The organism is Veillonella sp. VA142 (genome assembly GCF_003992135.1).
In the GTDB taxonomy this organism is placed as follows: domain Bacteria; phylum Bacillota; class Negativicutes; order Veillonellales; family Veillonellaceae; genus F0422.
Window position 1 is genome coordinate 1 of the sequence record NZ_RQVN01000006.1, and the last position, 26,063, is coordinate 26,063.

Consider the following 26,063-nt stretch of genomic DNA (forward strand, 5'->3'; position numbering starts at 1 on the left):
ATGGTGTAGATTTATCTTGATTTTTAATTACGCTTATGTTTAGCTATTTTTTATGACAAATTAATTTGTGTTTGACACCCCTATTTTTTTGTATATTTAAGCTTATACTACATCACACATTTTATATCTATTGTTTACATTTCCTTTTATAGATTTGTATTATTTATCAAAAAGAGAAAGTTAATGATTTACAATAACTTTCTCTTTCCAGCTAATCTATGTAATGTAGTCCCAAGTATATTGTTTCGATGTAACTACACGTTATTTATAGTATATGTTTATTTATTCTACTAAATCAATTTAGCTACATCATTTAGGTTTTCAGCCATTGTAGGATGTGTAAAGATTTGGTCACGTAAATACGTATACTTAATATCGTTATCCATCGCCATTTTAATGATATTAATTAACTCTTCAGAGTTTTTACCAAATAAAGTAGCTCCTAGGATTAGACCAGTATCTTTGTTGACGGTTAATTTAAATACACCACGTGGATCTTGGTTTACTGCATGACGTGGCATATTGTTAACTGGTAATGTCGCTGTCACTGCATTTAGATATTGAGCTTTCGCTTCTTCTTCATGTAAACCTACATGGGATAAAGCAGGTGTAATGAAAGTAGAATATGGCACGTGCGCGCGGTTGCCTAATGTATAGCTTTCATCACCATGTAATACGCGATTTACAATACGGAAATCATCTAGAGATACATACGTAAATTGTTGCCCTCCGTTTACATCTCCAACAGCGAACACGTTAGGAACAGCCGTCATCAATGTTTCATTTGTTACGATGGAACCATTAGGACGTACTTGAATATCTGTATTTTCTAAACCAAGTCCTTCTGTATTTGCTTTGCGACCTGTAGCATGTAACAACGCATCGAAAGCAAACTCTTCTCCACTTTCAGTCACTACTACCACAGTATCACCTACGTTTTTAATTTCTTTTGTGACAGCATTGAAATGGAAATGTACACCATCTTCTTCTAAATATTGTTGCGCTAATGCAGCTACATCTGCATCTTCGCGTTTTAATATTCTGTCGCCGCTTTCAAAGGCAGTTACTTCAGCACCTAACCGTGCATATAGGTTAGCAAACTCAATACCAATATTACCGCAACCGATGATACCTAAACGTTTTGGTAATGTAGGCAACGCTTGTAATTCAGTACTGTTATATACAAATTTAGACGTAGATAGCCCTGGGATTGGAAGTACTACATTGGTAGCCCCTGTATTAATGATGATAATCTCAGCCGTCAATGTTTCCACACCGTCTGCTGTAGTTACTTCTACTTCTTTATTGGAAGTAAATTTACCATGACCAGTGTAAACTGTTACATTTGGATTAGATGTTAACATATTTAAGTTTTTTGCATTTAGCTTCCCTACTACTGTATCACGAGTCGCTTTAGCCGCTTCGTAGCTTTTACCTTTATCAGCACCTACGATCATCGTTTTTGTAGGGATACACCCGATATTGATACATGTACCACCATACATAGCTGGATCTTGTTCAATTAAAGCTACTTGTTTTCCTTCTTTGCCAAATGTGGCAGCTAATGTTTTACCAGCTTTACCAAAGCCGATAACTAGTAAATCATATTGTTTCATTATAGTCTCCCTTTTGTTAATTTACATGAATAAAAGTATATTATATATTTCAGTGTTAATACAACATTGTTCTTATTGTATACCCATTTACTAGGATTTTCAATACTATATATCACAAATATTTTTTCAAACTCTATATTTTCAAAATTTTTTTAACCAACAGCACTTAAGTACTACATTTTAATATATCTACATTCACAAAAAATATCATAAATTTGCCTATTATTTATGAATACTAGCCCTGTTCGATTGTATACTCCTTACGCAAAACTAGCACTTTCACAAGAAAAGTGCTAGTCCATTGTTCCAAATCTATAGCACTCCCAGGTATAAGGCCTATTCTACAATTTTCGCTTGTAAATATTGTTTTACAAATGTTGGCAATACGAATGCAGATTTTTGAATGCCATAGTTATAGTATTTAGTTGTAAAATCTTGGGCACGATTTGGATCCCATTCTAATGGGTCGTATTTCTTAGATCCCATAGTAAAGCAATGCATACCTGTTGGATATAACGGAATGAATGCTGTATAGAGGCGAGTCACAGGGAAATGTTTATTCACGTAGTAAAATACATCCGATACTAATTGTTGATGCATCACAGGGGATTCTGTTTGTTGTACAAATAAACCATCTTCCTTCAAAGCCCGATATGTATTTTTATAAAATTCTTCCGTAAATAACCCTTCACCAGGCCCGATTGGATCAGAGCAGTCTACGATAATCACATCATAGAAATTTTCTTTTTCCGCTACATGTCCAATACCGTCACCAATGGTTACCGTCAATTTTGGATCTTGACGAACCATAGCGTCAGCAATTGATGGCAAATATTGTTTTGCCAACTCCACCACTTTACCATCGATTTCTACCATTGTCACTGTTTCTACACAGCTATGGCGTACACATTCTCTAGCCACGCCACCATCACCACCACCGATAATCAATACATGCTTAGGATTTGGATGCAGGAACAACGGAATATGACTCATCATTTCATGATACACAAATTCTTCTCGTTCTGATGTTTGAAACACACCATCCAACACAAGCATATTACCGTATTCTAAACTATGAGCGACTTCTATGGTTTGAAAGTCGGATTTTCCAGAATATAAAATTTCATCCACTTCTGCGCATAATGCAAGATGAGGGGACTGTAATTCTTTAATCCATTGTGTCATTTCTTACTCCTCACATTGTGACTGGATGTATAAAAAAGCTCCACCCAGTAAATTATCTCGTAACCAACGGCGTAACGAAAAAGTTCGTTCCATACCTTCATCATAGACAACACATCGCGTATCATCATGATTAACTTGCATGGATACGATAGGAACCCAATGCCAGGTGGACAACCCTTCCTCTTTCCCACGATGGCGATTCAAAAATGCGACAGGACAATTTTGTTCCAATCCACGTTGAATAAAGGCTGTTACTTCTTCCACCGTATAAGGGCTTCCTTTCAAAGGAAAAATCGGCAGTCGTTTTACCCTATAGGACAGGTTATTATCATCCATATATTGGTTGACCCCTTGTTCCCACCAAGTACTTTTATAAAGTCCCCCTCCATAGCGAGGGCGCACGTATTCCCATACTTGGTTCATACGATCTAAAGCTTGGTCTCCATCTACAGTAGTCTCAACAGGTAAATGTCCATCTCGGAAAAGGACATAGGAAATGACCTGCGCCGCTGTGGTTGGACCACAGCCTGCTAAACGTTTCCACGCATCTTCATACCATTCTTGGTCATACCCATAGGAAAAATTCCCATCCTTTTTCACTTGCAACCATTCAGGATGTTCCACCCGATAGCGCTTAATACCTGCCATTACTCTTCTACTACCTCAACAGTTTGCATGCGGTCACCTTGTTGGATTTTATCTACTACATCCATACCTTCGATAACTTGGCCGAATACAGTATGAACACCATCTAAATGAGGTTGTGGTTCATACACGATAAAGAATTGGCTACCACCTGTATTAGGACCACGATGTGCCATAGATAAAGCCCCACGGACATGTTTATGTGGATTGCCTTTAGTTTCGCAAGGGATTGTATAGCCAGGGCCACCAACACCAGTACCCATCGGGCAACCACCTTGTGCTACGAAACCAGGGATGACACGATGGAATTTCAAAGTATCATAGAAACCTTCTTTAATCAATTTGACAAAGTTAGCTACTGTGCCAGGAGCTTCATTTTCAAATAATTCGATAACAATGTCACCGTATTCCATATGAATAATTGCTTTTTTCATTATTGTACCTCCAAAAAAGTTCTAATCACGTGACCCGCCAAATGCAATCCTGCTACAGACGGAACAAAGCCGCAGGAACCTGGACTTCTAGAATCGTCATCTCGGTTCGGTGTCATCGGTTGCTCTGTAGAAAATAATACAGTTTGCTTTTTAATACCACGACGACGCAATTCTTTACGCATCACCTTCGCCAATGGACATGTATGGGTCTTATTAATATCTGTAATCTTCAATTGGTCTGGCCACATTTTGTTGCCTGTGCCCATAGAAGATATACATGGTATATGACTATTATAACACGTTTCGATGATCGATAGTTTAGCACTTACCATATCGATGGCATCAATCACAAAATCTGGCGCAATATCCGTAATGAAAGTAGGATGACTTTCACCGGTATACACCATATCATAGGCCTCAATATGCAAGTTAGGGTTAATTGCCAATGCTCTCTCTTTTGCCATCTCTACCTTACGCTGACCTACGGTGCTAGGCAAGGCGATGAGTTGACGATTGATATTGCTCACTGTCACTTGGTCACCATCGACAATAACAATATGACCAACACCTGAACGTACTAACGCTTCTAAGGCAAAAGAGCCAACACCACCGCATCCAAATAGTAAGACCTTCTTACCTTGCAACATTTTAATTTTTTCTTCCCCTACTAACCATTGTAGGCGAGTTAACATATGCTCCATACTAATAGGCTCCTGCTGGGATAATTTCAGTCCAATATCCATCTGGATCAGCAATGAAATAAATGCCCATTGCTTCATTCTCATAGACAACGCAGTTCATGGCCTTATGTTTTGCTAACGCGCCTGCATAATCATCTACATAAAATGCCACATGAAATTCATTGTCCCCTAAATTGTATGGTTTATCCCAATCTCGTAACCACGTTAACTCTAAACGATGCGGATTGGTACCATCCCCTAAATAGACGATTTTAAAAGTTCCATCTTCTCCATCGATATGACCGACTTCTTCTAACCCTAATGCCTCTTTGTAAAAGAATAAACTTTTATCCAAATCTTTCACATTAATATTATTATGAGCAAAGCTAAATTTCATACTTCCTCCTTAATTCCTATTGAATAACAGTACTATTCTAACATAGGTACTACGGGAATACAATCACTGTACTTGAAAGTAAGCCCTGCTCCCCTCATCAGTTTTTGTCACCACCAAGTGTGCACCAATTTGTTGTTGTAGTTCCGGTACATGAGATATAATTCCTACCAACCTTCCTTCAGATTGTAATGCCACTAGCGTTTCCATTGCCACATCCAATGTATCTGGATCCAAAGTACCAAAACCTTCATCAATAAACATAGTATCTAGATGAATACCCCCTGCATAAGATTGGATGACATCTGCCAAGCCCATGGCAAGTCCTAAGGATGCCAAGAAAGTTTCTCCTCCAGACAACGTATTGGCAGGGCGACTCGCTCCCGTATAGGCATCAAAAACAGCAATATCTAGGCCTCGTGCACCACGGCCACCTTCTTCTAAGGACCGTTCCAATCGATAGCGACCACGGCTCATATCATGAAGTCGCAAATTCGCCGCACTTAACACTTCTTCTAGGATAGCGCCCAGCACATACCGTTCAAAGCTAATACCCTTCATGCCCGAATCACCGCCATTGGCTAAATCGGCTAAGCCGAAGATAAATGCCCGACGGTCCGACAACTCTTTAGTGTCCGCTTCTAACTTGGAAATCTCTTGGATAGTTTTTTCCTTGGCAGTCACTTGTGATTTCAAGGTACCAATAACTTCCCCTAGATTTTTCAATTCTTGTTGTAAACCGTCAACCAATTCTTTATTTATTTCCTTTGGTACTGTGGCATAACTAGCTAAATCATTTTTCACTTCTTCTAACAGGGAGTTTAACCGTAATGTTTCATTGTTATACGCACTAAACGCATCTTTCCATGCTGGCAATGTATCAAATGCATGAGATTCCTGTTTAAATGTATCTATGGTAAGAGATTCTGCCGCTAACACTTGTTGAATATCCTTACTCAAGCTTTCTATATCCTGTGATATGCGTACTTGTTGTTCTTTTAGAGCGCCTATTTCTGCGGTGAATTCAGCCTGTTTTGCTTGACTCATTTGTCGCTCTTCTTCTACCGCTTTACGGTCCGCTTCATACTGTTTCAATGAATCTGCTAACTCTATCATCTCCATCAGGTACGTATCCACCGTAAAAGGAGCTATACTCTTTTCAATACGATGTATTTCTGATGTTAAATACTGAACATCTTGATTCATAGTCTCTATTTGACCTGCTAAGGTTATCAGTTCCAGTTGTTTGGCATGAAAGTCAGATTCTTCTGCTTGCAATGCTGTTTGTAATGTACTATTTTTTGTTTCTAACTCTATTTTATCCTTTTCTGCATGAACTAACTCTTTTTGTATCTCTTTAAATGCACGGTCTATTTCTGTTTCATCGACCATGTCCTGCCAACTATGGATACGATCTAACACTGGTTTAATGCTTACCGTGTCTGAACCCTTTTGTAACATCTTCCCAAGATTTATTAAGGATATTCTTTGGATCTCTTCTGTTACCTTTGGATACATCTCACACAGACGATTCCATTCCTTATCATACCGTTCTACTTCTTCATCACTGTGAGCTAGCTTAGTTTCTATCGTTGCCACCTGTGTTTGACTAGCTTGGAACTCCTCACGAAGTCGCTCTACCGTTTCGCGAACGATCTCTTCCGATGGAGCTTGTGCCAACTGTGGATGTTCTAAGGAACCACAAACAGGACACGGTGCATCATCTTCTACTTGCAAACTCACTTCATAGGCTTGGTGTTGCCGTAATAATTGCTCATTATAATGATATAGTCCTTCACGAGTCTTACAGACTTGTCGTTCTTCCTCCAACTGCTTACTATACACAGTTTGAGTCTCCCAAGCACTACGAAATTTATCTACTACTCCCTTTAAGGAATCCCACCAACTCCGCAATTCACTAGTACATAATTTTTCCTCACCTAAAGAAGTATAACTTTGTAACTTAAGATTCATTTCTCCTAAGCACTGGCGCTGCCTTTCTATATTAGTTTGACTTGTTGCCAATGTCTCCTGTACTTCACCTTGTTGCTGTACCTTTTGCGATTGGTCCACCTCTAATGCAGCCCGTTTCTCCAAGAGTTCACCATACCGTTCCACTTCTTGTTGCAATGCTTGTAATTGGTGATATTGCTCTTGTTGCTTTGCATACGTATCCGCTTGCATTTCTAACTGGTCATGCTTGCAATCCAAACTTTGTAATAATACAGCTACAGATTGCAAAGATGTTTCTAATATGTCCAGCTTTTCTTTATTTGTATTGAAAGCACCTTGTAACTTCTCATATTGATTCAGAGGAATGCAAATTTTTTCCAATCGTTCCCAACGGTCAATCATTTCCCCTAATGCAATATGTTCCTTTTCCCATTCTTTGTGGCTAGATAAAGCTTTACTATACTGCTCCTTTCGAGCTAATAAATTGACGTAATTTTCATGCTTTACATAGGTTGCTTGCAATGATTCATATTGTTCTTGTTTCTCCTTGCGCTCCCCTTCACGCTCAATTAAGCACTTACGCTCTTCTTCCACCAACGATACTAAGTCTTGTAACGTATCTACTGTATAGGTACTCAGCAAAAATTCAACCTTTTTCAACGTATCTTGAATCCCTACGGTAGACTTGGCCAATTCCTCTTTCAGTAGGTCTTGCATGCGTTTATACACAGAGGTTTTAAAAATCGTATGCAATAGTACTTCCCGTTCTGATGTAGGTGCCACTAATAATTTTCTAAAATCACCTTGTGGTAATAAGACAACTTGTAAAAATTGATCCACTCGAAATCCGATTATCTGTTGCACATAATCGCGGATTTCCTGGGCTTTCGTAGTGAGTAATTTCCATTCATCATCAATCCATTCACTGATGGCAGCGGTAGCCAATACCGTTCTTGTACCAGTACCACGCTTTTTTTGCAATTCTTGTTTTGGCATTCGTTCCATCCGATACTGATGGTCCCCTACCTGAAACTCAAACACTACTGATGTAGGTGTTGTGGCATCTGCATAATCACTGCGCATATCTGATCCATCACGAAGACCACCACTGGTTTGACCATATAGGGCATATACAATGGCATCTAAAATGCTCGTCTTCCCAGCTCCTGTGGGGCCGGTAATTAAAAACATGGACTGATTGGCTAGCACTGCAAAATCAAGGATCACTTCCTTTGGATACGGACCAAAGGCAGTCATTTCTAATCGTAAGGGCCTCATATTTCTTCCTCCCTTAATACACGATGCCACAAACCTTCCATATACTTTAATTCTTCCTGTGAAAGTTCTTCATTCCGAGCTTCCTTGGCAAATTGGGCAAACAAGTCTCGTTCATTTAATTCCTTGAATCGTTTAGCCCCCGTGGTATCTCGTACCACTTCCATGCGACCTACTAATTCTAGACGCATACAGTACGGAAATACTTTTCGCAAACGGCGCATGCCATCCACCACCGGTGCCGTATCTAACAATCGTATTTCCACGTAATCATTATGATGCTGTGTATGGAGACTTTCATCAGCTAGTAAATCATCAAAATATCCTGTCAAACTCACAAATTGACGGCGCCCTACGATAGGAATCTCGCTGATGGTTGTAGCCCCTTTGCCATCCATATCAACGATAGTGAAACTTTTACTATACCCCACCTCATCAAAGGAGTACGTCAATAAGGAACCACTGTAGCGAATATGGTCCGCCCCAATTCGTTGTGGTTTATGTAAATGTCCTAATGCCGTATAATAAAAGTCCTTAAACACAGTGGTCGGCACTTGCCCTGAGCCACCTACCAAGAGAGGACGTTCCGACTCACTTTCAGCACCGCCTGCCACAAAAGCATGAGCCATACACAAAGTACGGTGACCTTTAGAACGACGCATTGCGTAGTCTGACCAACGTTCATAGGCATCAGCAATAGTCCAATTATATTTGTTTGTATCAATACTTATATCATTGTTCACAGTGTCGATACCAGACATATCACCATTATCTTTATAAGAAGAATTATCTAGATTCGTAATATCTTCATTACTTAAAGAAGCAAATAAATCTGCTGATTCACATTTGACTCGACGTTTCTTGGTAGGCTTACTAGATAGGACATTTATTCCAGGCTCTACGTTTCCACCAACAATGCCTAATTGATTCAGCTCAGTCTGCATGTCTCGTACTTCTCCATAGGGTAATGCCCATATATCAAGTTGACCGTGAGTATCTTGAAATGTTATAGGTTTCATCCCTTGGTGGGCATGTCCTAATAAATGGATACCGTGAGTTTCCCACGCACTGCGTCCCATCGCTAGACGAGGTCCGCTATCGTGATTCCCCGAAATAGCCACCATTGGAGTTGTTTCGGTAAATGCTAATCGATTCAAAACAGAATCCCATAACTCAATGGCCTCAATAGGTGGCACTGAGCGATCAAAGACGTCCCCACTGAGAACCACTAGATCAATGTGTTCATCTTTCAGCATAGGAAAGAATTGATGTTCCAACACATGGGCTTGGTCTGTGGTTAAATGTTCATTGTAAAATAGTCGCCCTAAATGCCAGTCTGCTGTATGTAGTATGCGCATACTTACACCTCGTTTGCGTAAATCTCCCGTAAGATAGCAATTTCTTTTGCATATCCATCTAGCTCATTCGGCGTTTCTAGATAGAATGGTAAATGACGTAATTTGGGATGGGTGATGAAATTAGCAATAGCCTCAATGCCAATATGTCCTTCCCCGATTTTTTCATGTCGATCTTTATGGGCTCCTCTCGGATTTTTAGAATCATTCAAATGCACGGCATGGATTCTATCTAAGCCAATAAAACGGTCGAACTCATCTAACACGCCATCTAAATTTTCAATGATGTCGTAACCACCTTCGTGGATATGACATGTATCTACACAGACACCAATATACTCTTTATACTTCACACCATCAATAATACGAGCTAATTCCTCAAAAGTGCGTCCCACTTCTGTCCCTTTTCCTGCCATGGCCTCTAATAGTACTGTCGTCTTCATCCCTGGAAAGATAACTTCATTCAACATATCTATAATATATTCAATCCCTTGGTCAACACCTTGTTTCACATGGCTACCAGGGTGAAAGTTATATAAATGTCCTGGTAAATATTCCAATCGCTCCAAATCTTCACGCATGGAGTTTTTCGCAAATTCACGAAGTCCTGGATCCGCAGCACAAGCATTTAACGTGTATGGTGCATGTCCTAATAATTTACCAAATTGATGTTCTTTCAGGAATGCATCTAAGGCTTTCATATCTGCTTCATCAAAGGCACGTGCCTTACCACCTCGTGGATTTCTCGTAAAGTATTGAAATGTATTGGCACCAATAGACAGCGCCTCTTTTCCCATATGTAAATATCCTTTGCTAATGGATAAGTGACATCCGATTGTTAATTGACTCATGTATAACTCCTTCTCTTACTGATTCATTTTCTTACTTGTAAGTATATCATGTAACCTTCTATGACATATACAGTTATATAGAAAATAGGGGACAATTGTTTATATAAGCAATTATCCCCTATTTCTTTCCCATTACTAATTAATGTGAGCTTTTACGCAAACATTCCGGACAAATGCCTTCAAAAGACACATGAAGTCCTGTAATCTCGTATTCACTGTGGCGCGCCACTTCTTCTCTTAGACATTTCACTTGTACATCATGCAAATCGTTAATGCGATTACACATAGTACAGCGTACATGCGGATGATTTCTCGTATCCCAATCATATCGACTACAATCATCACCCAAGTCCAAGACACGAACTATACCAATGCGTTCAAAAATCTCCATCGTTTTATATACAGTCGCCAAGCTCATACTTGGATGGTCTTCCCGCAAACTTTGGTAGATCATTTCCGCAGTGGGATGGTTGTTTTCTGCATAAAGAACATTATAAATAGCAATACGTTGTGGCGTCACTTTATAACCTTCTTCTCGCAATTTTTGTGCAATATCCATAAAGCACATCCTTTCCACTTGGAAGCTTAACTGTGAGATTAAAACACTATAACTCTAACTACAGTATATCAGAAATTCTCATTATAAACAATAATAAGAATTAATTAATATTCTATATTGTCAAATGACAACTATTAATCTTTAAAATATGGTTTGAAACCGCTACCTTGATGTTTTGGTTTTTGTTGTCTTTGTCCATCACGTGAACGGCGTTCTCCACTATTGGAACGTTGATTACGATCCCGACTAGAACGTCTTCTATCTCCATCACGATGGTCATCGCGACGGCGACCATCTCTACGACGATCATCACGACGACGGCCATCACGACGTCCACTGTCACGGCGTCGACGTACGCGGAGTGGTGCTTCTTCTGTAATGCTAACAGGAGTTGTATCCGGCTCTTTTGTCAACAATTTTAAAGCAGCAGCCAACAAAGTAACGGAATCGATATCATTCAACAACTCTTCTGCACTAGAACGGTAGCTTGCTAATTCTTCACGATTATCTGCTAAAGCAATCAATTTCTCTACTGCAATTTTTTGTTGTCCTTCTAGTACTTCTCCTAAGGATGGAGCTTTACGACGAGCAATCTTGCGTTTTGTCAAACGTTCAATGGCATGTAAATGCTCAATTTCACGAGGGATAACAAATGTCATTGCTACGCCTGCTTTACCTGCGCGACCGGTACGACCGACACGATGTACATAGCTTTCAGGATCTTGTGGCAAGTCATAGTTATATACGTGCGTAACGCCGCTGATATCCAAACCACGCGCCGCTACATCTGTAGCCACTAGAATGTCAATAGTGCCTTCACGGAATTGACGAATCACAGAGTCGCGTTTTTGTTGAGACAAATCACCATGAATGCCTTCTGCCATGTAGCCACGTTTTTTCAACGCTTCTGTCACTTCGTCTACACGGCGTTTAGTACGGCCGAACACAATGGCCAATTCAGGAGCCTGAATATCTAATAAACGACACAATACATCAAACTTTTGGCGATCTTGTACTTCAATGTAATATTGCTCGATTAAATCCATTGTCACTTGTGTCGGTTTCATACGGATTAATGTTGGATCTGTTAAGTATGTTTCTGCCAATTCTTGGATGGCTTTTGGCATAGTAGCAGAGAACAATAATGTTTGACGCTCTTCTGGTACAGCTGTCAAAATTTTGTTAATATCATCCACAAAGCCCATGTTTAACATTTCATCTGCTTCATCCAAAATGACCACTTTTACATGGTCAAAAGAAATAGATTTTCGTTCCATGTGGTCCATCAAACGCCCAGGTGTTGCTACAATCACTTGTGGATGTTTTTTCAACATACGGAATTGACGTCCAATATCTTGTCCACCATAGATTGGCAAAGCTTGAATATTTGTATGTTGCGCCATTTTATTTAACTCTTCTGCCACTTGGATCGCTAACTCACGAGTAGGTGAAAGAATCAATACTTGTGGATCTTGGATAGTTGGATCCACTTGCTCTAACGCGGGGATACCGAAGGCCGCCGTTTTACCTGTACCAGTTTGGGCTTGACCAATCATATCTTGACCAGACTTCGCCACTGGAATAGCTTCACGTTGAATCGGTGTTGGTTCTTCAAATCCCATGTCATTTAAAGCTCGTAAAATGGGTTCGCTAATGTGTAAATCTTCAAATTTAATTTGCATATATAAAAGGGTCCTCCTTTAAAATCTTGTTATGTATCATGCGAATTAGTACATTATAACACAAATAGTATATCCTTGTATATCAAAGCATGATAGAGAAACAGATGTTTCAATATGGAGGATTACCTCCCCTATTGTACTACCCCTTATTTCATGGTATACTTTAACGGTATAGAAGCGCCTATAGCTCAGGGGATAGAGCGCCGGTCTCCGGAACCGGGTGCGCAGGTTCGATTCCTGCTAGGCGCACCATTGATATGACTGGATTCTCACCTTTTTTGAGAGTCCATTTTTTGCATTTGAGCCCAATTTTGAGCCCAATTTGATTTTTTTCTTGCCAAACTTAAATAAAAGGAGTATACTAAACGCAATTATTGAAAGAAAGGAGTCACTACAATGATGAACAATAACAGTTTAGCTACAACAAAAGCAAATACGTTTTTTTGGTTCTTTATCCAAACTACGGGTAAAGAACTATTTGAGCTACACTAATTTAGGTATCATCACTGAGTGGCTTTAAATAGTGGTAAGGGCTACCCGTACTAGGTATAGGCGGGTAGCCCTTTTTGTATATCTTTCTATACCACCACTCATGAATACCAACAATTACAATGAATGAATTTAGGAGGACATTATGATTATTCGATTACACACTACAGCTACTGAAGCACAAATTGCAGAACTACGTCAGTTATTAGAAGCCACAGGCGTTAGCTTACATCCTGTACATGGGGAACAACAAGATATCATCGGTTTGATTGGAGATACATCTCGTGTTGACTTACGCGTTATCGAATCTCTTCCCTATGTAGAAAAAGTAATCCGCATTCAAGAACCTTTCAAAAAAGCAAATCGTAAATTCCACCCACAAGACACTGTAGTTACTGTAGGAGATGCTAAAATCGGTGGCGGTCACTTCGCTATCATTGCTGGCCCTTGCTCCGTAGAAACACCGGAACAAGTCATCGAAGTAGCGAAAGCTGTAAAAGCAGCAGGTGCTGGCATTCTTCGTGGTGGTGCTTTCAAACCTCGTACTTCCCCATACTCTTTCCAAGGTATGGGACCAAGTGGCTTAGCCTTACTAGAAGAGGCAAAAAAGGAAACTGGTCTACCGATCGTATCTGAAGTTATGGATATCTCCCAATTGGAATATTTCGACAATGTAGATATGTTGCAAATCGGTGCCCGCAATATGCAAAACTTCAATCTGTTAAAAGAAGTTGGTAAATTACGTAAGCCAATCTTATTAAAACGTGGTCTATGTGCAACATACGAAGAATGGTTAATGGCTGCAGAATACATCATGAGCGAAGGTAACGAACAAATCGTTCTTTGCGAGCGTGGTATTCGTACATTCGAAACACGCACTCGTAATACTTTAGATGTAACTGCGATTCCAATGATGCACGAGTTATCCCACTTGCCAATCATTATGGACCCAAGCCATGCAGCAGGTATGAGCCGTGTGGTTCCATCTTTGTCCTTAGCCTCTGTTGGTGGCGGTGCTGATGGTTTAATGATTGAAGTTCACAATAATCCAGAAAAAGCATTATGCGATGGTCCGCAATCCTTACGTCCCGATCAATTCGAAATATTGGCTAACCAAGTATTCACACTTCGTGATGCATTAAGCCAAAACTAGGTCATATCTATGGATACCATTCATATTCAGGCCTCCACGTCCTACGATGTAATCATCAAACGACATAGCTTGCCTCACATCGGCGAGCATTTGCAAGCGATTAAATCTGCTTGCTCCGTCATGATTGTTACTGATGACCATGTGGGCCCCCTCTATGCATCTACAGTTTCTAAATCTCTAGAAACAGCAGGCTATACCGTTCATACCTACACGTTCCCTCATGGTGAAAGTGAAAAGAACGGTCATCGACTTATAGACCTAATGGAAACATTAGGACAAGCCAAATTAACTCGGAAAGACCTCATTATTGCGTTGGGTGGTGGCGTTGTAGGTGACCTAGCAGGGTTCGCCGCTGCCACCTATTTACGAGGCATCGATTATGTGCAAGTACCCACCTCTCTATTGGCTGCTGTCGACTCCTCTGTAGGCGGTAAAACAGCTGTTAATCTAGAGTGTGGTAAAAATTTATGGGGTGCTTTCAAGCAGCCCATCCTTGTTCTCTGCGATCCAGAAACACTTTCAACCTTACCGAAGAAAGAATGGATTAATGGATGCGGTGAAATCATTAAATACGGTTTTTTAGGTCATCCCGAATTATTAGATCACCTTCGGGAACGACCACTCATACAATATCCAGAAGATGTAGATTCCATCATCTCTCAATGCGTGCGTATCAAAGCCTATGTAGTAAAAGTCGATGAACACGAAAGCGGCCTTCGTGCAACCTTGAATTTAGGTCATACCTTTGGCCATGGCATCGAACATGGTAGCGATTTCACCGTTCCTCACGGTAATGCAGTTGCATTGGGATTGCTTATCATGGCAAGAGGTGCTGTAGCTCACGAAGAGTTAGACTCTGCTATTGTTTCTAGCATTGAACAACTGCTAGTCGCCCACGAATTGCCCACCACAACGAAGATTGCAAAAGATCTTATCTTAGAAGAAGCTAGTCATGACAAAAAAGCCTCTGGATCCTCCATTACCATTGTTGTTCCTACGGGGTATGGTAGGTCAGCACTAAAAAAAGTTACCTTCTCTGAGTTGTCAACCTACTGTATTATGTAGAAAGGATTTCTATGCAACATGTTTCTAATGTGCCGTTGTCTGGCACGATTCCATCAATCCCTGCGAAAGCACACGCCCATCGTGCTTTAATTGCGGCTGCCTTGTCCGATAGTCCTAGCACAATTTTAATTTCTCACTCTTCTAAGGATATTGACGCCACTATGGATTCCTTGCGAGCCCTTGGTGCAACGATTATCTATGAATATGGTGTGGTTCACGTAACACCTAACCCTGCGCCTAATATAGGTCAAGTATTACCTCACGAATCAGGCACAACGTTACGATTGTTCCTACCTGTGTCCGCCTCAATTTGTGATACTGTAAAAGTAGACGCCAAAGGGCGTTTACCAGAACGCCCACTGGAACCATTGTTGAGCGAAATGAAATACCACGGCGTATCTTTTTCACAAGACACCCCGCCTTTCACCATGACAGGACGATTACAAGGTGGTACCTTCTCCATGACGGGCACCGTAAGTTCACAATTCTTCTCTGGCCTGCTTCTAGCGGCACCACAACTAGGGTACACCACCGTAGATTGCACGAGTTCCTTACAATCGAAGGACTACGTAACATTAACCATAGAAACGATGAAAGACTTTGGTGTGCATGTAACAGAAAGTACCACCGAAGAAGGGTATCCAAGTTTTTCCATCGAAGAAAACCAACACTTTCACGGTAATGAGCAATACCCAATCGAAGGAGATTGGTCTAATGGGGCCATTTGGTTAGTCGCTGCCGCTATGACAGGTCAATCTATCTCCGTCACAGGATTGCGCCCTGATTCCGTACAGGCAGATAAACGGATTCTTTCCATTTTGGAAAGTTCTGGTGTCACTTGTACTTGGAATGGTACTACTGTCACGGTTACTGGCAAAGCACATCAACCAATCCATGTGAATTTAGAACAAATGCCAGATCTATTACCTATCTTATCTAGCTTAGCATGCTCCATAGAAGGTGAATCTACTTTTATCAATGGGGCGCGCCTGCGCTTAAAAGAATCGGACCGTCTAGAAGCTGTTGCTAAACTAGTTCGTAATTCTGGCGGTATTGTTCGCATGGAAGGGGATAATCTGTATATCACGGGAACAGGTACTCTTGCGGGAGGCACCGTAGACTGTGTGAACGACCATCGCCTCGTTATGGCTGGCGCATTAAATGCACTCATCGCTACATCCACTATGATTCTAAAAGACAGCGAAGCTATCAGCAAGTCTTATCCTCATTTTTTCGAGGATTGGAAACGTTTGGGCGGAGACACTCATAAGATATAAACTTGTTGGAATTGGTACTATTATCTGATAGAGGATATACCTTCTTGCTCTAAACCTATTTATTATGCTAAAAAAGTAATGATGTTATTTAATACGATTTATATCATCATCACAGGGTATTATAACAATATTTATATTTATATCTACTAGTATGTAGACATATAACTACTATACTTTATCTATCACACAAAAAGGAGTAATTATGGCATCCTATTTCGGCCGTACTGTAAAAGTTTCCACATTCGGGGCCTCTCACGGTCAAGCTATTGGCGGAGTTGTAGACGGACTTCCTTGCGGTTTTCCAGTCAACTTAGAAGCCTTACAAGCCTTCCTGAACCGACGGGCTCCAGGGCAACATCAATTGCAAACACAACGAAAAGAAGCGGATATCCCTGAGTTTCAAGCGGGTATCGTACAAGGTCGACTAAGTGGTTCTCCCTTGGCTTTCATCATTCAAAATACATCACAACGAAGTGGCGATTACAATAATCTTCGGGATGTGCCACGCCCATCCCATGCAGATTACACCGCTCGTATTCGCTACGGCGAGTATGTAGATATGCGCGGCGGCGGTCATTTCTCTGCTCGCATCACAGCCCCAGTGTGTGTAGCTGGTGGCATTGCGATACAACTATTGGAATCCATCGGCATTCACGTGCGTGCGCACTTAGCACAAGTAGGCACAATCCAAGATGCACCAGTCGATTATACAAACCCACCTATGGACAAACTCACTCGTATCAGCACAGAGGCAGTTCCTATGTTGGATCGTGTGCAACGTCATGCAGCGGAGCAATTCGTCTTGGAGTTGAAAACATCGGGCGATTCCACTGGTGGTGTCGTAGAAGTCTTCGCCACCGGGTTACCAGTTGGCATGGGAAACCCTAATTATGATGGTATTGAAAACCGCTTAGGTGCGACACTCTTTGGTATGCCTGCAGTGAAAGGCATTTCTTTTGGGTCTGGTTTCCCTGGCTGTGCCTCCCGTGGAAGCGAGCAAAACGATCCTTTCATCATTACTGATGAGGGCATTCGTACTAAGAAAAATAACAGCGGTGGTATCCAAGGTGGTATTACCAATGGTATGCCTCTTATCATGCAAGTGGGTATTAAGCCCACACCATCCATTTATCATGAACAAACCTCTGTATCCCTCAGCAACCACAGTGCAGAAGTACTACAAATTAAAGGACGTCATGATCCTTGCGTGGCGCTTCGTGCCGTGCCTGTCGTAGAAGCTTTGACAGCACTTGTACTCTTAGATTTTGTATTGGAACATGAACCACATGTATTCCGTCACTTTAGTCATCGTACGTTGGAGGTGTAAATGTTTGGATTATTAGGCCGTACCTTGGGCCACACCTACTCCCCCATGATTCACAGTGCCTTAGGAAATACATCCTATGACATATTTGAAATAGAACCCGACCAACTACAAGATTTTTTTAATCGTTCTGACTTGCAAGGCTTAAATATTACTATTCCCTACAAAATCAACGCCTTACAAGCTTGTAAAAGTATTAGTGATATAGCCGAGTCTATTGGTTGTGTAAATACCATGGTAAAACAAAAAGATGGCTCCTGGTATGGAACTAACACGGATTATGATGGATTCTTAGCTACACTATCTTGGTCTAATATTGCGGTCAATGAAAAACATTGCCTCATCCTAGGTGATGGGGCTTCTTCAAATACAGTTCATGTTGCCTTAGAGCGTTTAGGAGCAGCATCCATTACCCATATAAGCCGTCATCAGTTTCCTAAGTATGAGCACATTGCACAGTTCTACGAGAGAGCTCAAATTATAATCAACTGTACGCCTGTAGGTATGTATCCGCACTGTCCGAATCAAAGCATTCAATTGGCACCTTTTAAACACTTAGAAGGTATCATCGACTTAGTGTACAATCCCCATCGTACAGGCATTTTGTTAGAGGCGGAATCCCTCGGCATTCCTCATGTGAATGGACTTGTCTTCTTATTGGCACAAGCCATTGCTGCTAGTGCTTTATTCTTACATCGCTCCTATGATGAAAGTATCCTTTCAGATCTATACAAACAATTCCGACAAAATCAAGAAAACATTGTTCTCATCGGTATGCCTGGGTCTGGTAAAAGTACCATTGGCAAAGCCTTAGCTAACCTAACAGGGCGAACACTAGTGGATATAGACCATCGCATTACCGAGGAAGTCGGGCCCATTAGCGATTATATTTTAACGCACGGTGAGCCTGCATTCCGTGCTATAGAATCCAAGATTATCGAAGATACAGGCAAACAAACAGGGCTTATCCTCTCCACCGGTGGCGGTGCCGTTACCATACCAGAGAACTTTACTCCTTTACGACAAAATGGACGAATCTATGAAATTTATCGCCCCTTAGAGGAACTAGATACAACAGGACGTGTTCTCTCCTCTGGTGGGATAGTACGATTGCAACAATTATACACAGAACGGGCACCGCTGTACGCAAAATTTCGACAAGTACAAGTTGTAAATACTGGAACGCCTGAAAGCGTGGCTCAACGTATCTTAGAGGACTTGCATAGAAATCTAGTATAACTTAATCTACCTAGTTGTCTTTCATATATCCTTTTAAAAGTACTTGAAAAGATATTTTACAAACTAATCATACTATTTTACTAGTAAATGATTGACATTCTATAGAAAGTGGTTTAGTATTATCAAATATAAAAGTTTATATTGTATTAAGGAGGTTTTACTATGACGGACTCGCAACAAGAGTTAAAGCGTGGTCTTAAAAATCGCCACGTTCAGTTATTAGCCATCGGTGGTGCCATCGGCACAGGTTTATTCCTTGGCTCTGGGCGATCTATTAGCTTAGCGGGCCCTTCCATCCTCCTCACGTATCTGATTACAGGTATTATTTGTTTCTTTATGATGCGTGCATTAGGAGAGTTATTACTTTCCAATTTAGATCACCATTCTTTTATCGACTTTGTAGAAGAGTACTTAGGTGACCGAGCGGCCTTCATTACAGGTTGGACCTATTGGTTCTGTTGGCTTTCACTAGCTATGGCGGACTTAACTGCGGTCGGATTATACATGCAATACTGGATTCCTTGGATGCCACAATGGATTCCGGCCCTCGTTGTACTAGCAATCTTACTAGTTATGAACTTAACAGCCGTGAAACATTTTGGTGAAATGGAGTTCTGGTTCGCTTTAATTAAAGTGATAGCCATTGTATCTCTCATTATCATTGGTCTTATCATGATTCTTACAGGATTCACTACCAATGCTGGAGCAGCTGCCTTTGATAACCTATGGAATTATGGCGGTTGGTTCCCAAATGGAACAATGGGATTCATCTTGTCTTTCCAGATGGTAGTATTTGCTTTCACAGGCATTGAACTAGTGGGCCTTACAGCTGGGGAAACAGAAAACCCAAAAAAAGTTATCCCTATGGCCATCAACAACATTCCATTGCGAATCATTTTATTCTATATCGGATCCCTTGCAATCATCATGAGTATTTACCCATGGATTGCAGTAGACCCAAATTCTAGCCCCTTCGTGGCTGTATTCAATGCGGTGGGCATCCTAGCCGCTGCCAGCATCGTAAACTTCGTTGTTCTAACATCAGCAGCATCTGCTACAAACTCTGGTATCTTCTCCACGAGCCGTATGATTTACGCATTATCCAAACGGGGACATGCACCAAGTCGCATGAAACGATTGACGAACCATTCCGTGCCATATCAGGCAACACTATTCTCCGCTGCGGCATTACTATTTACCGTAGTTTTAAACTATGTCATGCCTGAAAGCGTATTCATCATGATTACGTCTATCTCCACATTCTGCTTTATCTATATTTGGGCCATCATCATCGTATGCCACCTCAAATATCGGAAACAACAGCCAGAATTGGCAAAACAGTCTACTTTCAAAATGCCATTGTACCCATTCATGAACTACTTGATCCTAGCGTTCTTCGTATTCATCTTGGTCGTACTAGCATTACAAAGCGACACACGCATCGCCCTCATGTTTACACCATTCTGGTTCATCTTACTCTGGGCCTTCTACTCCATGTTGGCACCTAGCGATGACGATGAAACAACAAAATAAAACAAAAAAAGGTGTGACCATCCGTCACACCTTTATCTTTTTTACAAAATGTGGTATACTATACGTAACAAAAAGAAGGGCCACCAACGTATCGATGGCGTTAGGCTCATCTCTAAAGATTCTAGAAATGGATAAGCCTAACGTGTTAAGGTGTACAAGACCTTATCCGTTAGGCTTTTTCCTTACTTAAACAGTAAGGTGATAAATGCTATGATAAGCATACAAATTTGTATCAATAAAGATGCAATCGCTAACTTTTTCATAGTACCACCTCCTCCCCATAGTTAGGAAGAGATGAGCCCAACTCACGTCGGTGATCCTTCTGTATTTTCATTATAGCACAAAATATGCAAAACGTTATCTTTTAAGCAATATTTTTATAAAAATTAGACAATCTATCCATAAGGAACGCAGTACTAGCGTAGAACATCTTGTGGCGTTTCTTTATTACCTAAATAACACAAATACGAGAAGAGCACGGTGTGCCCCGAACAAACATTATGAAATACCGTTTGCGAGGGGTATACCGTGCTCTTCCCTTTATCCTATTCATATAAGAACGCCACAAGGCACAAACCACAATCAGTGGTTGCTCGTTTCCATTATTTCAAACGCCGAAAGAACTCATACACAGCCAAAGCCGCTTTTTTGTTCATTCCCTCAACGCTTTCCAATTCTTCCAACTCTGCTACTCGCATAGCATCTAAGTTTCCAAAGTGCTTATACAGCGCTTTTCTTCGTTTTGGACCAATCCCCTCGATATGGTCGAGAACGGATTCCAAGTTCCGCTTTCCACGTAATCTACGATGGTATGTAATGGCAAATCGATGGGCTTCGTCACGTATTTGTTGTAATAATTGTAATTCTGGCGTATGGTGCTCTAGAATAATACTTTCCGATTCTCCTTCTACGAACACTTCCTCGATTCGCTTTGCCAAGGATATAACAGGTACATCGGTAACACCCATAGCACGGATAACCGGCAAGGCTGCATTTAACTGTCCTTTACCACCATCGATGATAATCAAGTCTGGCATAGGCCAATCTTTTTCATTACCGTAGCGGCGTTCCATAATTTCCGCCATAGAGGCAAAATCATCAGGCTTCCCTTGTACTGTTTTCAGTTTGAATCGACGATACTCTCGTTTCGCTGGCTTTCCGCCTTCAAAAACAACCATAGATGCTACTGTTTCTGCCCCTTGCATATGGGAAATATCATAACATTCCATACGCTCTGGCAACCGTGGCAAATCTAGCACTTCCGCTAATTTTTTCACCGCACCACCAGACTTATCGATGGTGTATTGCCACTGGCGACGGCGTTCTGCTAAAAAGTTCTGGGCATTTTCTTCAGCCATATTAATGAGGTCTTTTTTATAGCCTCGCTGAGGTACAGATACTTCTACTTGTTGACCTTTCATAGAGGTAAACCATTCACTAAACAGTTCACGGTCCACACTATTCATAGGCAATAGTAATTCTTTAGGAATGAACGTAGATCCCCCATAATATTGTTTAATGAACTCCGTCATAACAAGCTCTGGGCTATCCCCTTCATGTTGGACAAAGTAATTTTCTCGTCCCAATAAACGACCACTGCGAATAAAAAACAGTTGAATGCATGCCATCGGACCATCGATGGCCATACCTAGTACATCCATATCACCTCGCTGTGTGACCATGCGTTGCTTTTCTTGTACCTTTTGGATACTCAACAAGTCATCTCGATACTTGGCTGCTAGTTCAAACTCCAAGTCTTCTGAAGCTTGCTCCATCTTGGACGTAATCTCTTGGATGACCCTAACTTGTTTCCCTTCAAAGAGGGCTACAATATCATCGATGTATTTACGATAAGATTCTACCGTTACATACTTCATGCAAGGCCCTTCACAATAATGCATATGATATTGCAAACAAGGCCGTTCTACTTTCATACTTTTACAAGTGCGCAATGGATAATAGGATCGCAAGATACGCAATACATGGTGCACTGCTGTCACATCTGTGAAAGGTCCAAAATACTTCGCTCCATCACGTTCTAAACGGCGCGTCATAAAGAGGCGTGGAAAGTCCTCTTGCACAGTGACCTTCACATACGGATATGTCTTATCATCTCGAAGCATAATATTGTATTTCGGATGATGTTCCTTAATTAAGGTCGCCTCTAGAATAAGCGCTTCCATTTCTGTTTTCGTTTGGATTGTTTCCACATCCCAAGCACGGCGCATCATGGCAGTCACTTTCACGGAACGATTCACATCTTGCTGTACATAAGACCGCACTCGATTGCGCAAGTTGATGGCCTTTCCCACATAGATGATGCGCTGGTACTTATCACGCCACAAGTAGACCCCCGGCGTGGTAGGCAGATGGCTTACCTTTTCCAAAATATAGGACTGCTGTTCCGTATCACCCATCATCATATCTTGTTGCCGAGACGGCTGAAAGTCTACTTCTTCTGCTTGCAACTGTCTGTCGATAGGATTCATGGTGTGTCCTCAACAGTTAACGGATGTTGTTCCATATAGTTCCTAGTTTTCTCTAACACAGGACCTAAGAATTTGCCCGTGTAGCTTTCAGGTAAAGCAGCAATCTCCTCAGGTGTACCGGTGCCCACAATGGTACCGCCTCGGAAACCACCTTCTGGACCTAAGTCAATAATATGATCCGCCGTTTTAATGACATCTAAATTATGCTCGATAACCACCACAGTATCACCACCATCTGTGAGCTTTTGCAATACCTCTAAAAGCTTGCGGATATCTTCTACATGCAATCCAGTAGTCGGCTCATCCAGGATATATAAGGTTTTCCCTGTACTGCGCCGAGCCAGTTCAGTGGCTAGTTTCACACGCTGTGCTTCCCCACCAGACAAGGTAGTTGCCGCTTGTCCTAACCGAATATATCCTAATCCCACTTCTTGTAAGGTCACCAATTTACGGTGAATTTTTGGAATAGCGCTAAAGAAGTCTACCGCTTCATCGACGACCATGTCCAATACATCGGCAATGCTTTTACCTTTGTATTTCACTTCCATCGTTTCTCGATTGTATCGAGCTCCTTTACATACCTCACACGGTACATACACATCTGGCAAGAAATGCATTTCGATTTTGATGATACCATCACCACGACACGCTTCACAACGACCGCCTTTGACGTTAAAGCTAAATCGCCCTGCTTTATAGCCACGAATCTTCGCTTCATTAGTTTGACTATATAACTCACGGATCGCATCGAATACCCCTGTATAAGTGGCAGGATTAGAACGTGGTGTTCGACCGATTGGACTTTGGTCAATATTGATGATTTTATCCACATACTCTAAACCACGAATCTCCTTATGGGCTCCTACCTTATGATGACTTCTGTACAGTGCATTGGCTACACCTTTATATAAAATTTCGTTGATCAATGTAGATTTACCAGATCCACTCACACCGGTCACAACAGTAAATAAACCGATAGGGAATTTCACATTCACTTGTTGTAGGTTGTTCTCTTTAGCTCCACGAATCTCTAAACAAGCTTTTGTTGGTTTTCTCCGTTCTTTTGGTAATGGAATATACTTTTGACCACTTAAATATTGACCAGTAATGGATTCTTTCACAGCCATTACCTCTGGTACTGTACCTTGCGCCACGATTTGACCACCATGTTCACCTGCCGCAGGTCCAATATCTACCAAATAGTCCGCTGCTAGCATCGTATCTTCATCGTGCTCTACCACTAATAAGGTATTCCCTAAATCACGCAAACCTTTCAGTGTTTCAATTAAGCGGTCATTATCTCGTTGATGCAAGCCAATAGATGGTTCGTCTAAAATATATAAGACCCCAACGAGGCCAGAACCAATTTGTGTGGCCAATCGAATGCGTTGTGCTTCCCCACCAGATAAGGTGCCGGCACTACGGTTCATCGTCAAATAATCTAAGCCCACATTGTTTAGGAATCCTAGGCGAGCATTGATTTCTTTCAAAATTTGTGCCCCTATGAAAGCCTCTCGTTCCGTCAACTGGAGATGTCCAAAATAGTCCACCGCTTCACTAATGGTTAGCTGTGTCACTTCATCTATATTTTTATCCCCTACACGGATGGCAAGAGATTCCGGTTTCAAACGAGCACCTTTACAAGCTGTACATGGTTTAATAGACATATAGGATTCAAACTCTTCCCGCATGCTATCCGTAGTCGCCTCTGCATGACGGCGTTTCACCATTGGCAAAATACCTTCATATTCAGTGTGGAATGTTTTCACCTCTCCACGCATATTTTCGTAGTCAAAGGTCACTTTCTCAGTACTACCATACATGACTTCTTTTTGTAAGGCTGTAGGCAGTTCTGAAAAACTTGCTTCTAATGTATATCCATGCGCTTTCAACAAGCCTTCTAATTGACGCATGAACCACGCATTAGGGTTCGAACTCAATGGGGCTACTCCCCCATCTATAAAAGGAACCGTTGGATCTGGAATGACACGATCTTCATCTACCTCCATGGTACTGCCTAATCCCAAACAGGATGGGCAAGCCCCAAAGGGACTGTTGAAGGAAAACATACGAGGTTCAATTTCCGGCAAGGAAATATGACCATTAGGACAGGTAAAATGAACACTAAATTGGTGAGCTGGGCCATCTACCTCTTGGATGATGACAAAACCTTCCCCATGATGAATAGCCGTTTCTAAGGAGTCCGTCAAACGACTTTCTAAGCCTTCCTTAATAACAAGACGATCTACCACAATTTCAATATTGTGTTTTTTATTTTTATCTAAGTTGATTTCGTCCTCAAAGGTATGAATCTCTCCATTGATGCGAACACGAGCAAATCCATTTTTACGAATTTGTTCCAATACTTTTTCATGGCGCCCTTTTTTACCCCGCACCACTGGTGCCATCACCATGATTTTTGTACGTTCAGGTAATTTCATGACTAAGTCTGTTATTTGCTCAATAGTCTGTTGGGCAATCTCTTCTCCACAAGTAGGGCAGTAAGCTCGACCAATACGAGCAAATAATAAGCGCAAATAGTCATAAATTTCCGTCACCGTTCCCACCGTAGACCGAGGATTACGGCTCGTCGTTTTTTGGTCAATGGATATAGCCGGTGAAAGCCCCTCAATGTAATCTACATCTGGTTTATCCATTTGCCCCAAAAACTGGCGAGCATAGGCAGATAAAGACTCCACATATCTCCGTTGTCCTTCTGCATAAATCGTATCAAAGGCTAGGGATGATTTACCGGATCCACTTAATCCTGTTAATACAATAAATTGATTTCTTGGTAGAGCCACGTCAATATTCTTCAAATTATGTTGACGGGCTCCTTTTATAATTAATTGATCTTTCAAAATA

At 41.2% G+C, this 26,063-nt stretch carries 19 protein-coding genes and 1 tRNA gene; 7 read left to right on the top strand and 13 right to left on the bottom strand.

Annotated elements, in window-relative coordinates; all coding sequences use genetic code 11:
* Nucleotides 1-290: 290 nt before the first annotated feature.
* The 11 genes from EO117_RS03780 to EO117_RS03830 form a co-directional block, all read right to left on the bottom strand.
* Nucleotides 291-1,616: an FAD-containing oxidoreductase gene (locus EO117_RS03780; RefSeq protein ID WP_126939177.1), complete on the bottom strand. Its 1,326-nt coding sequence runs from the start codon at nucleotides 1,614-1,616 to the stop codon at nucleotides 291-293.
* Between the two features lie 336 nt (nucleotides 1,617-1,952).
* On the bottom strand, nucleotides 1,953-2,801 hold the full coding sequence (gene speE, locus EO117_RS03785; protein WP_126939178.1) for a polyamine aminopropyltransferase: 849 nt from the start codon (nucleotides 2,799-2,801) through the stop codon (nucleotides 1,953-1,955).
* A 3-nt stretch (nucleotides 2,802-2,804) separates the two neighbouring features.
* Nucleotides 2,805-3,449: a hypothetical protein gene (locus EO117_RS03790; protein ID WP_126939179.1), complete on the bottom strand. Its 645-nt coding sequence runs from the start codon at nucleotides 3,447-3,449 to the stop codon at nucleotides 2,805-2,807.
* Nucleotides 3,449-3,880 carry a peptidylprolyl isomerase gene (locus tag EO117_RS03795; RefSeq protein ID WP_126939180.1) on the bottom strand — a complete coding sequence of 144 codons (432 nt, stop codon included), beginning with the start codon at nucleotides 3,878-3,880 and terminating at the stop codon, nucleotides 3,449-3,451. Before EO117_RS03795 ends, EO117_RS03790 begins: the two co-directional genes overlap by 1 nt.
* Nucleotides 3,880-4,581 (bottom strand): ThiF family adenylyltransferase, encoded by a 702-nt coding sequence (locus EO117_RS03800; RefSeq protein WP_126939181.1) that lies wholly within the window; start codon nucleotides 4,579-4,581, stop codon nucleotides 3,880-3,882. Before EO117_RS03800 ends, EO117_RS03795 begins: the two co-directional genes overlap by 1 nt.
* A 1-nt stretch (nucleotide 4,582) precedes the next feature.
* On the bottom strand, nucleotides 4,583-4,957 hold the full coding sequence (locus EO117_RS03805) for a VOC family protein (protein ID WP_126939182.1): 375 nt from the start codon (nucleotides 4,955-4,957) through the stop codon (nucleotides 4,583-4,585).
* Between the two features lie 63 nt (nucleotides 4,958-5,020).
* Nucleotides 5,021-8,185 carry an AAA family ATPase gene (locus tag EO117_RS03810; RefSeq protein ID WP_126939183.1) on the bottom strand — a complete coding sequence of 1,055 codons (3,165 nt, stop codon included), beginning with the start codon at nucleotides 8,183-8,185 and terminating at the stop codon, nucleotides 5,021-5,023.
* Nucleotides 8,182-9,540 (bottom strand): exonuclease SbcCD subunit D, encoded by a 1,359-nt coding sequence (locus EO117_RS03815; RefSeq protein ID WP_126939184.1) that lies wholly within the window; start codon nucleotides 9,538-9,540, stop codon nucleotides 8,182-8,184. Before EO117_RS03815 ends, EO117_RS03810 begins: the two co-directional genes overlap by 4 nt.
* 2 nt (nucleotides 9,541-9,542) lie before the next feature.
* A complete protein-coding gene (locus tag EO117_RS03820) occupies nucleotides 9,543-10,388 on the bottom strand; it encodes a deoxyribonuclease IV (RefSeq protein ID WP_126939185.1) in 846 nt (281 codons plus the stop codon).
* A 139-nt stretch (nucleotides 10,389-10,527) separates the two neighbouring features.
* Nucleotides 10,528-10,947 (bottom strand): Fur family transcriptional regulator, encoded by a 420-nt coding sequence (locus EO117_RS03825; RefSeq protein WP_126939186.1) that lies wholly within the window; start codon nucleotides 10,945-10,947, stop codon nucleotides 10,528-10,530.
* Between the two features lie 134 nt (nucleotides 10,948-11,081).
* Entirely contained in the window at nucleotides 11,082-12,629 is a 1,548-nt protein-coding gene (locus tag EO117_RS03830) for a DEAD/DEAH box helicase (RefSeq protein ID WP_126939187.1), read from the bottom strand.
* Nucleotides 12,630-12,806: 177 nt separating this feature from the next.
* Between EO117_RS03830 and EO117_RS03835 the strand changes: the two genes are divergently transcribed.
* The 7 genes from EO117_RS03835 (at nucleotide 12,807) to EO117_RS03865 (ending at nucleotide 20,709) form a co-directional block, all read left to right on the top strand.
* A tRNA-Arg gene (locus EO117_RS03835) sits at nucleotides 12,807-12,881 on the top strand.
* 382 nt (nucleotides 12,882-13,263) lie between these two features.
* Entirely contained in the window at nucleotides 13,264-14,271 is a 1,008-nt protein-coding gene (gene aroF / locus EO117_RS03840) for a 3-deoxy-7-phosphoheptulonate synthase (RefSeq protein ID WP_126939188.1), read from the top strand.
* A 9-nt stretch (nucleotides 14,272-14,280) separates the two neighbouring features.
* On the top strand, nucleotides 14,281-15,336 hold the full coding sequence (gene aroB / locus EO117_RS03845) for a 3-dehydroquinate synthase (RefSeq protein ID WP_126939189.1): 1,056 nt from the start codon (nucleotides 14,281-14,283) through the stop codon (nucleotides 15,334-15,336).
* A gap of 11 nt (nucleotides 15,337-15,347) precedes the next feature.
* Entirely contained in the window at nucleotides 15,348-16,613 is a 1,266-nt protein-coding gene (aroA, locus tag EO117_RS03850) for a 3-phosphoshikimate 1-carboxyvinyltransferase (RefSeq protein ID WP_126939190.1), read from the top strand.
* Nucleotides 16,614-16,815: 202 nt separating this feature from the next.
* Nucleotides 16,816-17,940, top strand: a complete 1,125-nt coding sequence (gene aroC, locus EO117_RS03855; RefSeq protein WP_126939191.1) for a chorismate synthase — start codon at nucleotides 16,816-16,818, stop codon at nucleotides 17,938-17,940.
* On the top strand, nucleotides 17,941-19,176 hold the full coding sequence (locus tag EO117_RS03860; RefSeq protein WP_126939192.1) for a shikimate kinase: 1,236 nt from the start codon (nucleotides 17,941-17,943) through the stop codon (nucleotides 19,174-19,176).
* 162 nt (nucleotides 19,177-19,338) lie between these two features.
* The gene (locus EO117_RS03865; protein WP_126939193.1) at nucleotides 19,339-20,709 is read left to right on the top strand and encodes an amino acid permease; all 1,371 of its coding nucleotides are present in this window, start codon (nucleotides 19,339-19,341) and stop codon (nucleotides 20,707-20,709) included.
* 602 nt (nucleotides 20,710-21,311) lie between these two features.
* Here the strand turns inward: EO117_RS03865 and uvrC are convergent.
* Nucleotides 21,312-23,126, bottom strand: coding sequence for an excinuclease ABC subunit UvrC (uvrC, locus tag EO117_RS03870; protein WP_126939241.1), 1,815 nt, complete (start codon nucleotides 23,124-23,126; stop codon nucleotides 21,312-21,314).
* Nucleotides 23,127-23,194: 68 nt separating this feature from the next.
* A complete protein-coding gene (uvrA, locus tag EO117_RS03875) occupies nucleotides 23,195-26,059 on the bottom strand; it encodes an excinuclease ABC subunit UvrA (protein ID WP_126939194.1) in 2,865 nt (954 codons plus the stop codon).
* Nucleotides 26,060-26,063 lie beyond the last annotated feature (4 nt).

Coding starts and splice junctions, on each gene's coding strand:
- EO117_RS03780 (WP_126939177.1), bottom strand. CDS start 1,616: ATGAAACAATATGATTTACTAGTTATCGGCTTTGGTAAAGCTGGTAAA.
- speE (WP_126939178.1), bottom strand. CDS start 2,801: ATGACACAATGGATTAAAGAATTACAGTCCCCTCATCTTGCATTATGC.
- EO117_RS03790 (WP_126939179.1), bottom strand. CDS start 3,449: ATGGCAGGTATTAAGCGCTATCGGGTGGAACATCCTGAATGGTTGCAA.
- EO117_RS03795 (WP_126939180.1), bottom strand. CDS start 3,880: ATGAAAAAAGCAATTATTCATATGGAATACGGTGACATTGTTATCGAA.
- EO117_RS03800 (WP_126939181.1), bottom strand. CDS start 4,581: ATGGAGCATATGTTAACTCGCCTACAATGGTTAGTAGGGGAAGAAAAA.
- EO117_RS03805 (WP_126939182.1), bottom strand. CDS start 4,957: ATGAAATTTAGCTTTGCTCATAATAATATTAATGTGAAAGATTTGGAT.
- EO117_RS03810 (WP_126939183.1), bottom strand. CDS start 8,185: ATGAGGCCCTTACGATTAGAAATGACTGCCTTTGGTCCGTATCCAAAG.
- EO117_RS03815 (WP_126939184.1), bottom strand. CDS start 9,540: ATGCGCATACTACATACAGCAGACTGGCATTTAGGGCGACTATTTTAC.
- EO117_RS03820 (WP_126939185.1), bottom strand. CDS start 10,388: ATGAGTCAATTAACAATCGGATGTCACTTATCCATTAGCAAAGGATAT.
- EO117_RS03825 (WP_126939186.1), bottom strand. CDS start 10,947: ATGGATATTGCACAAAAATTGCGAGAAGAAGGTTATAAAGTGACGCCA.
- EO117_RS03830 (WP_126939187.1), bottom strand. CDS start 12,629: ATGCAAATTAAATTTGAAGATTTACACATTAGCGAACCCATTTTACGA.
- aroF (WP_126939188.1), top strand. CDS start 13,264: ATGATTATTCGATTACACACTACAGCTACTGAAGCACAAATTGCAGAA.
- aroB (WP_126939189.1), top strand. CDS start 14,281: ATGGATACCATTCATATTCAGGCCTCCACGTCCTACGATGTAATCATC.
- aroA (WP_126939190.1), top strand. CDS start 15,348: ATGCAACATGTTTCTAATGTGCCGTTGTCTGGCACGATTCCATCAATC.
- aroC (WP_126939191.1), top strand. CDS start 16,816: ATGGCATCCTATTTCGGCCGTACTGTAAAAGTTTCCACATTCGGGGCC.
- EO117_RS03860 (WP_126939192.1), top strand. CDS start 17,941: ATGTTTGGATTATTAGGCCGTACCTTGGGCCACACCTACTCCCCCATG.
- EO117_RS03865 (WP_126939193.1), top strand. CDS start 19,339: ATGACGGACTCGCAACAAGAGTTAAAGCGTGGTCTTAAAAATCGCCAC.
- uvrC (WP_126939241.1), bottom strand. CDS start 23,126: ATGGGTGATACGGAACAGCAGTCCTATATTTTGGAAAAGGTAAGCCAT.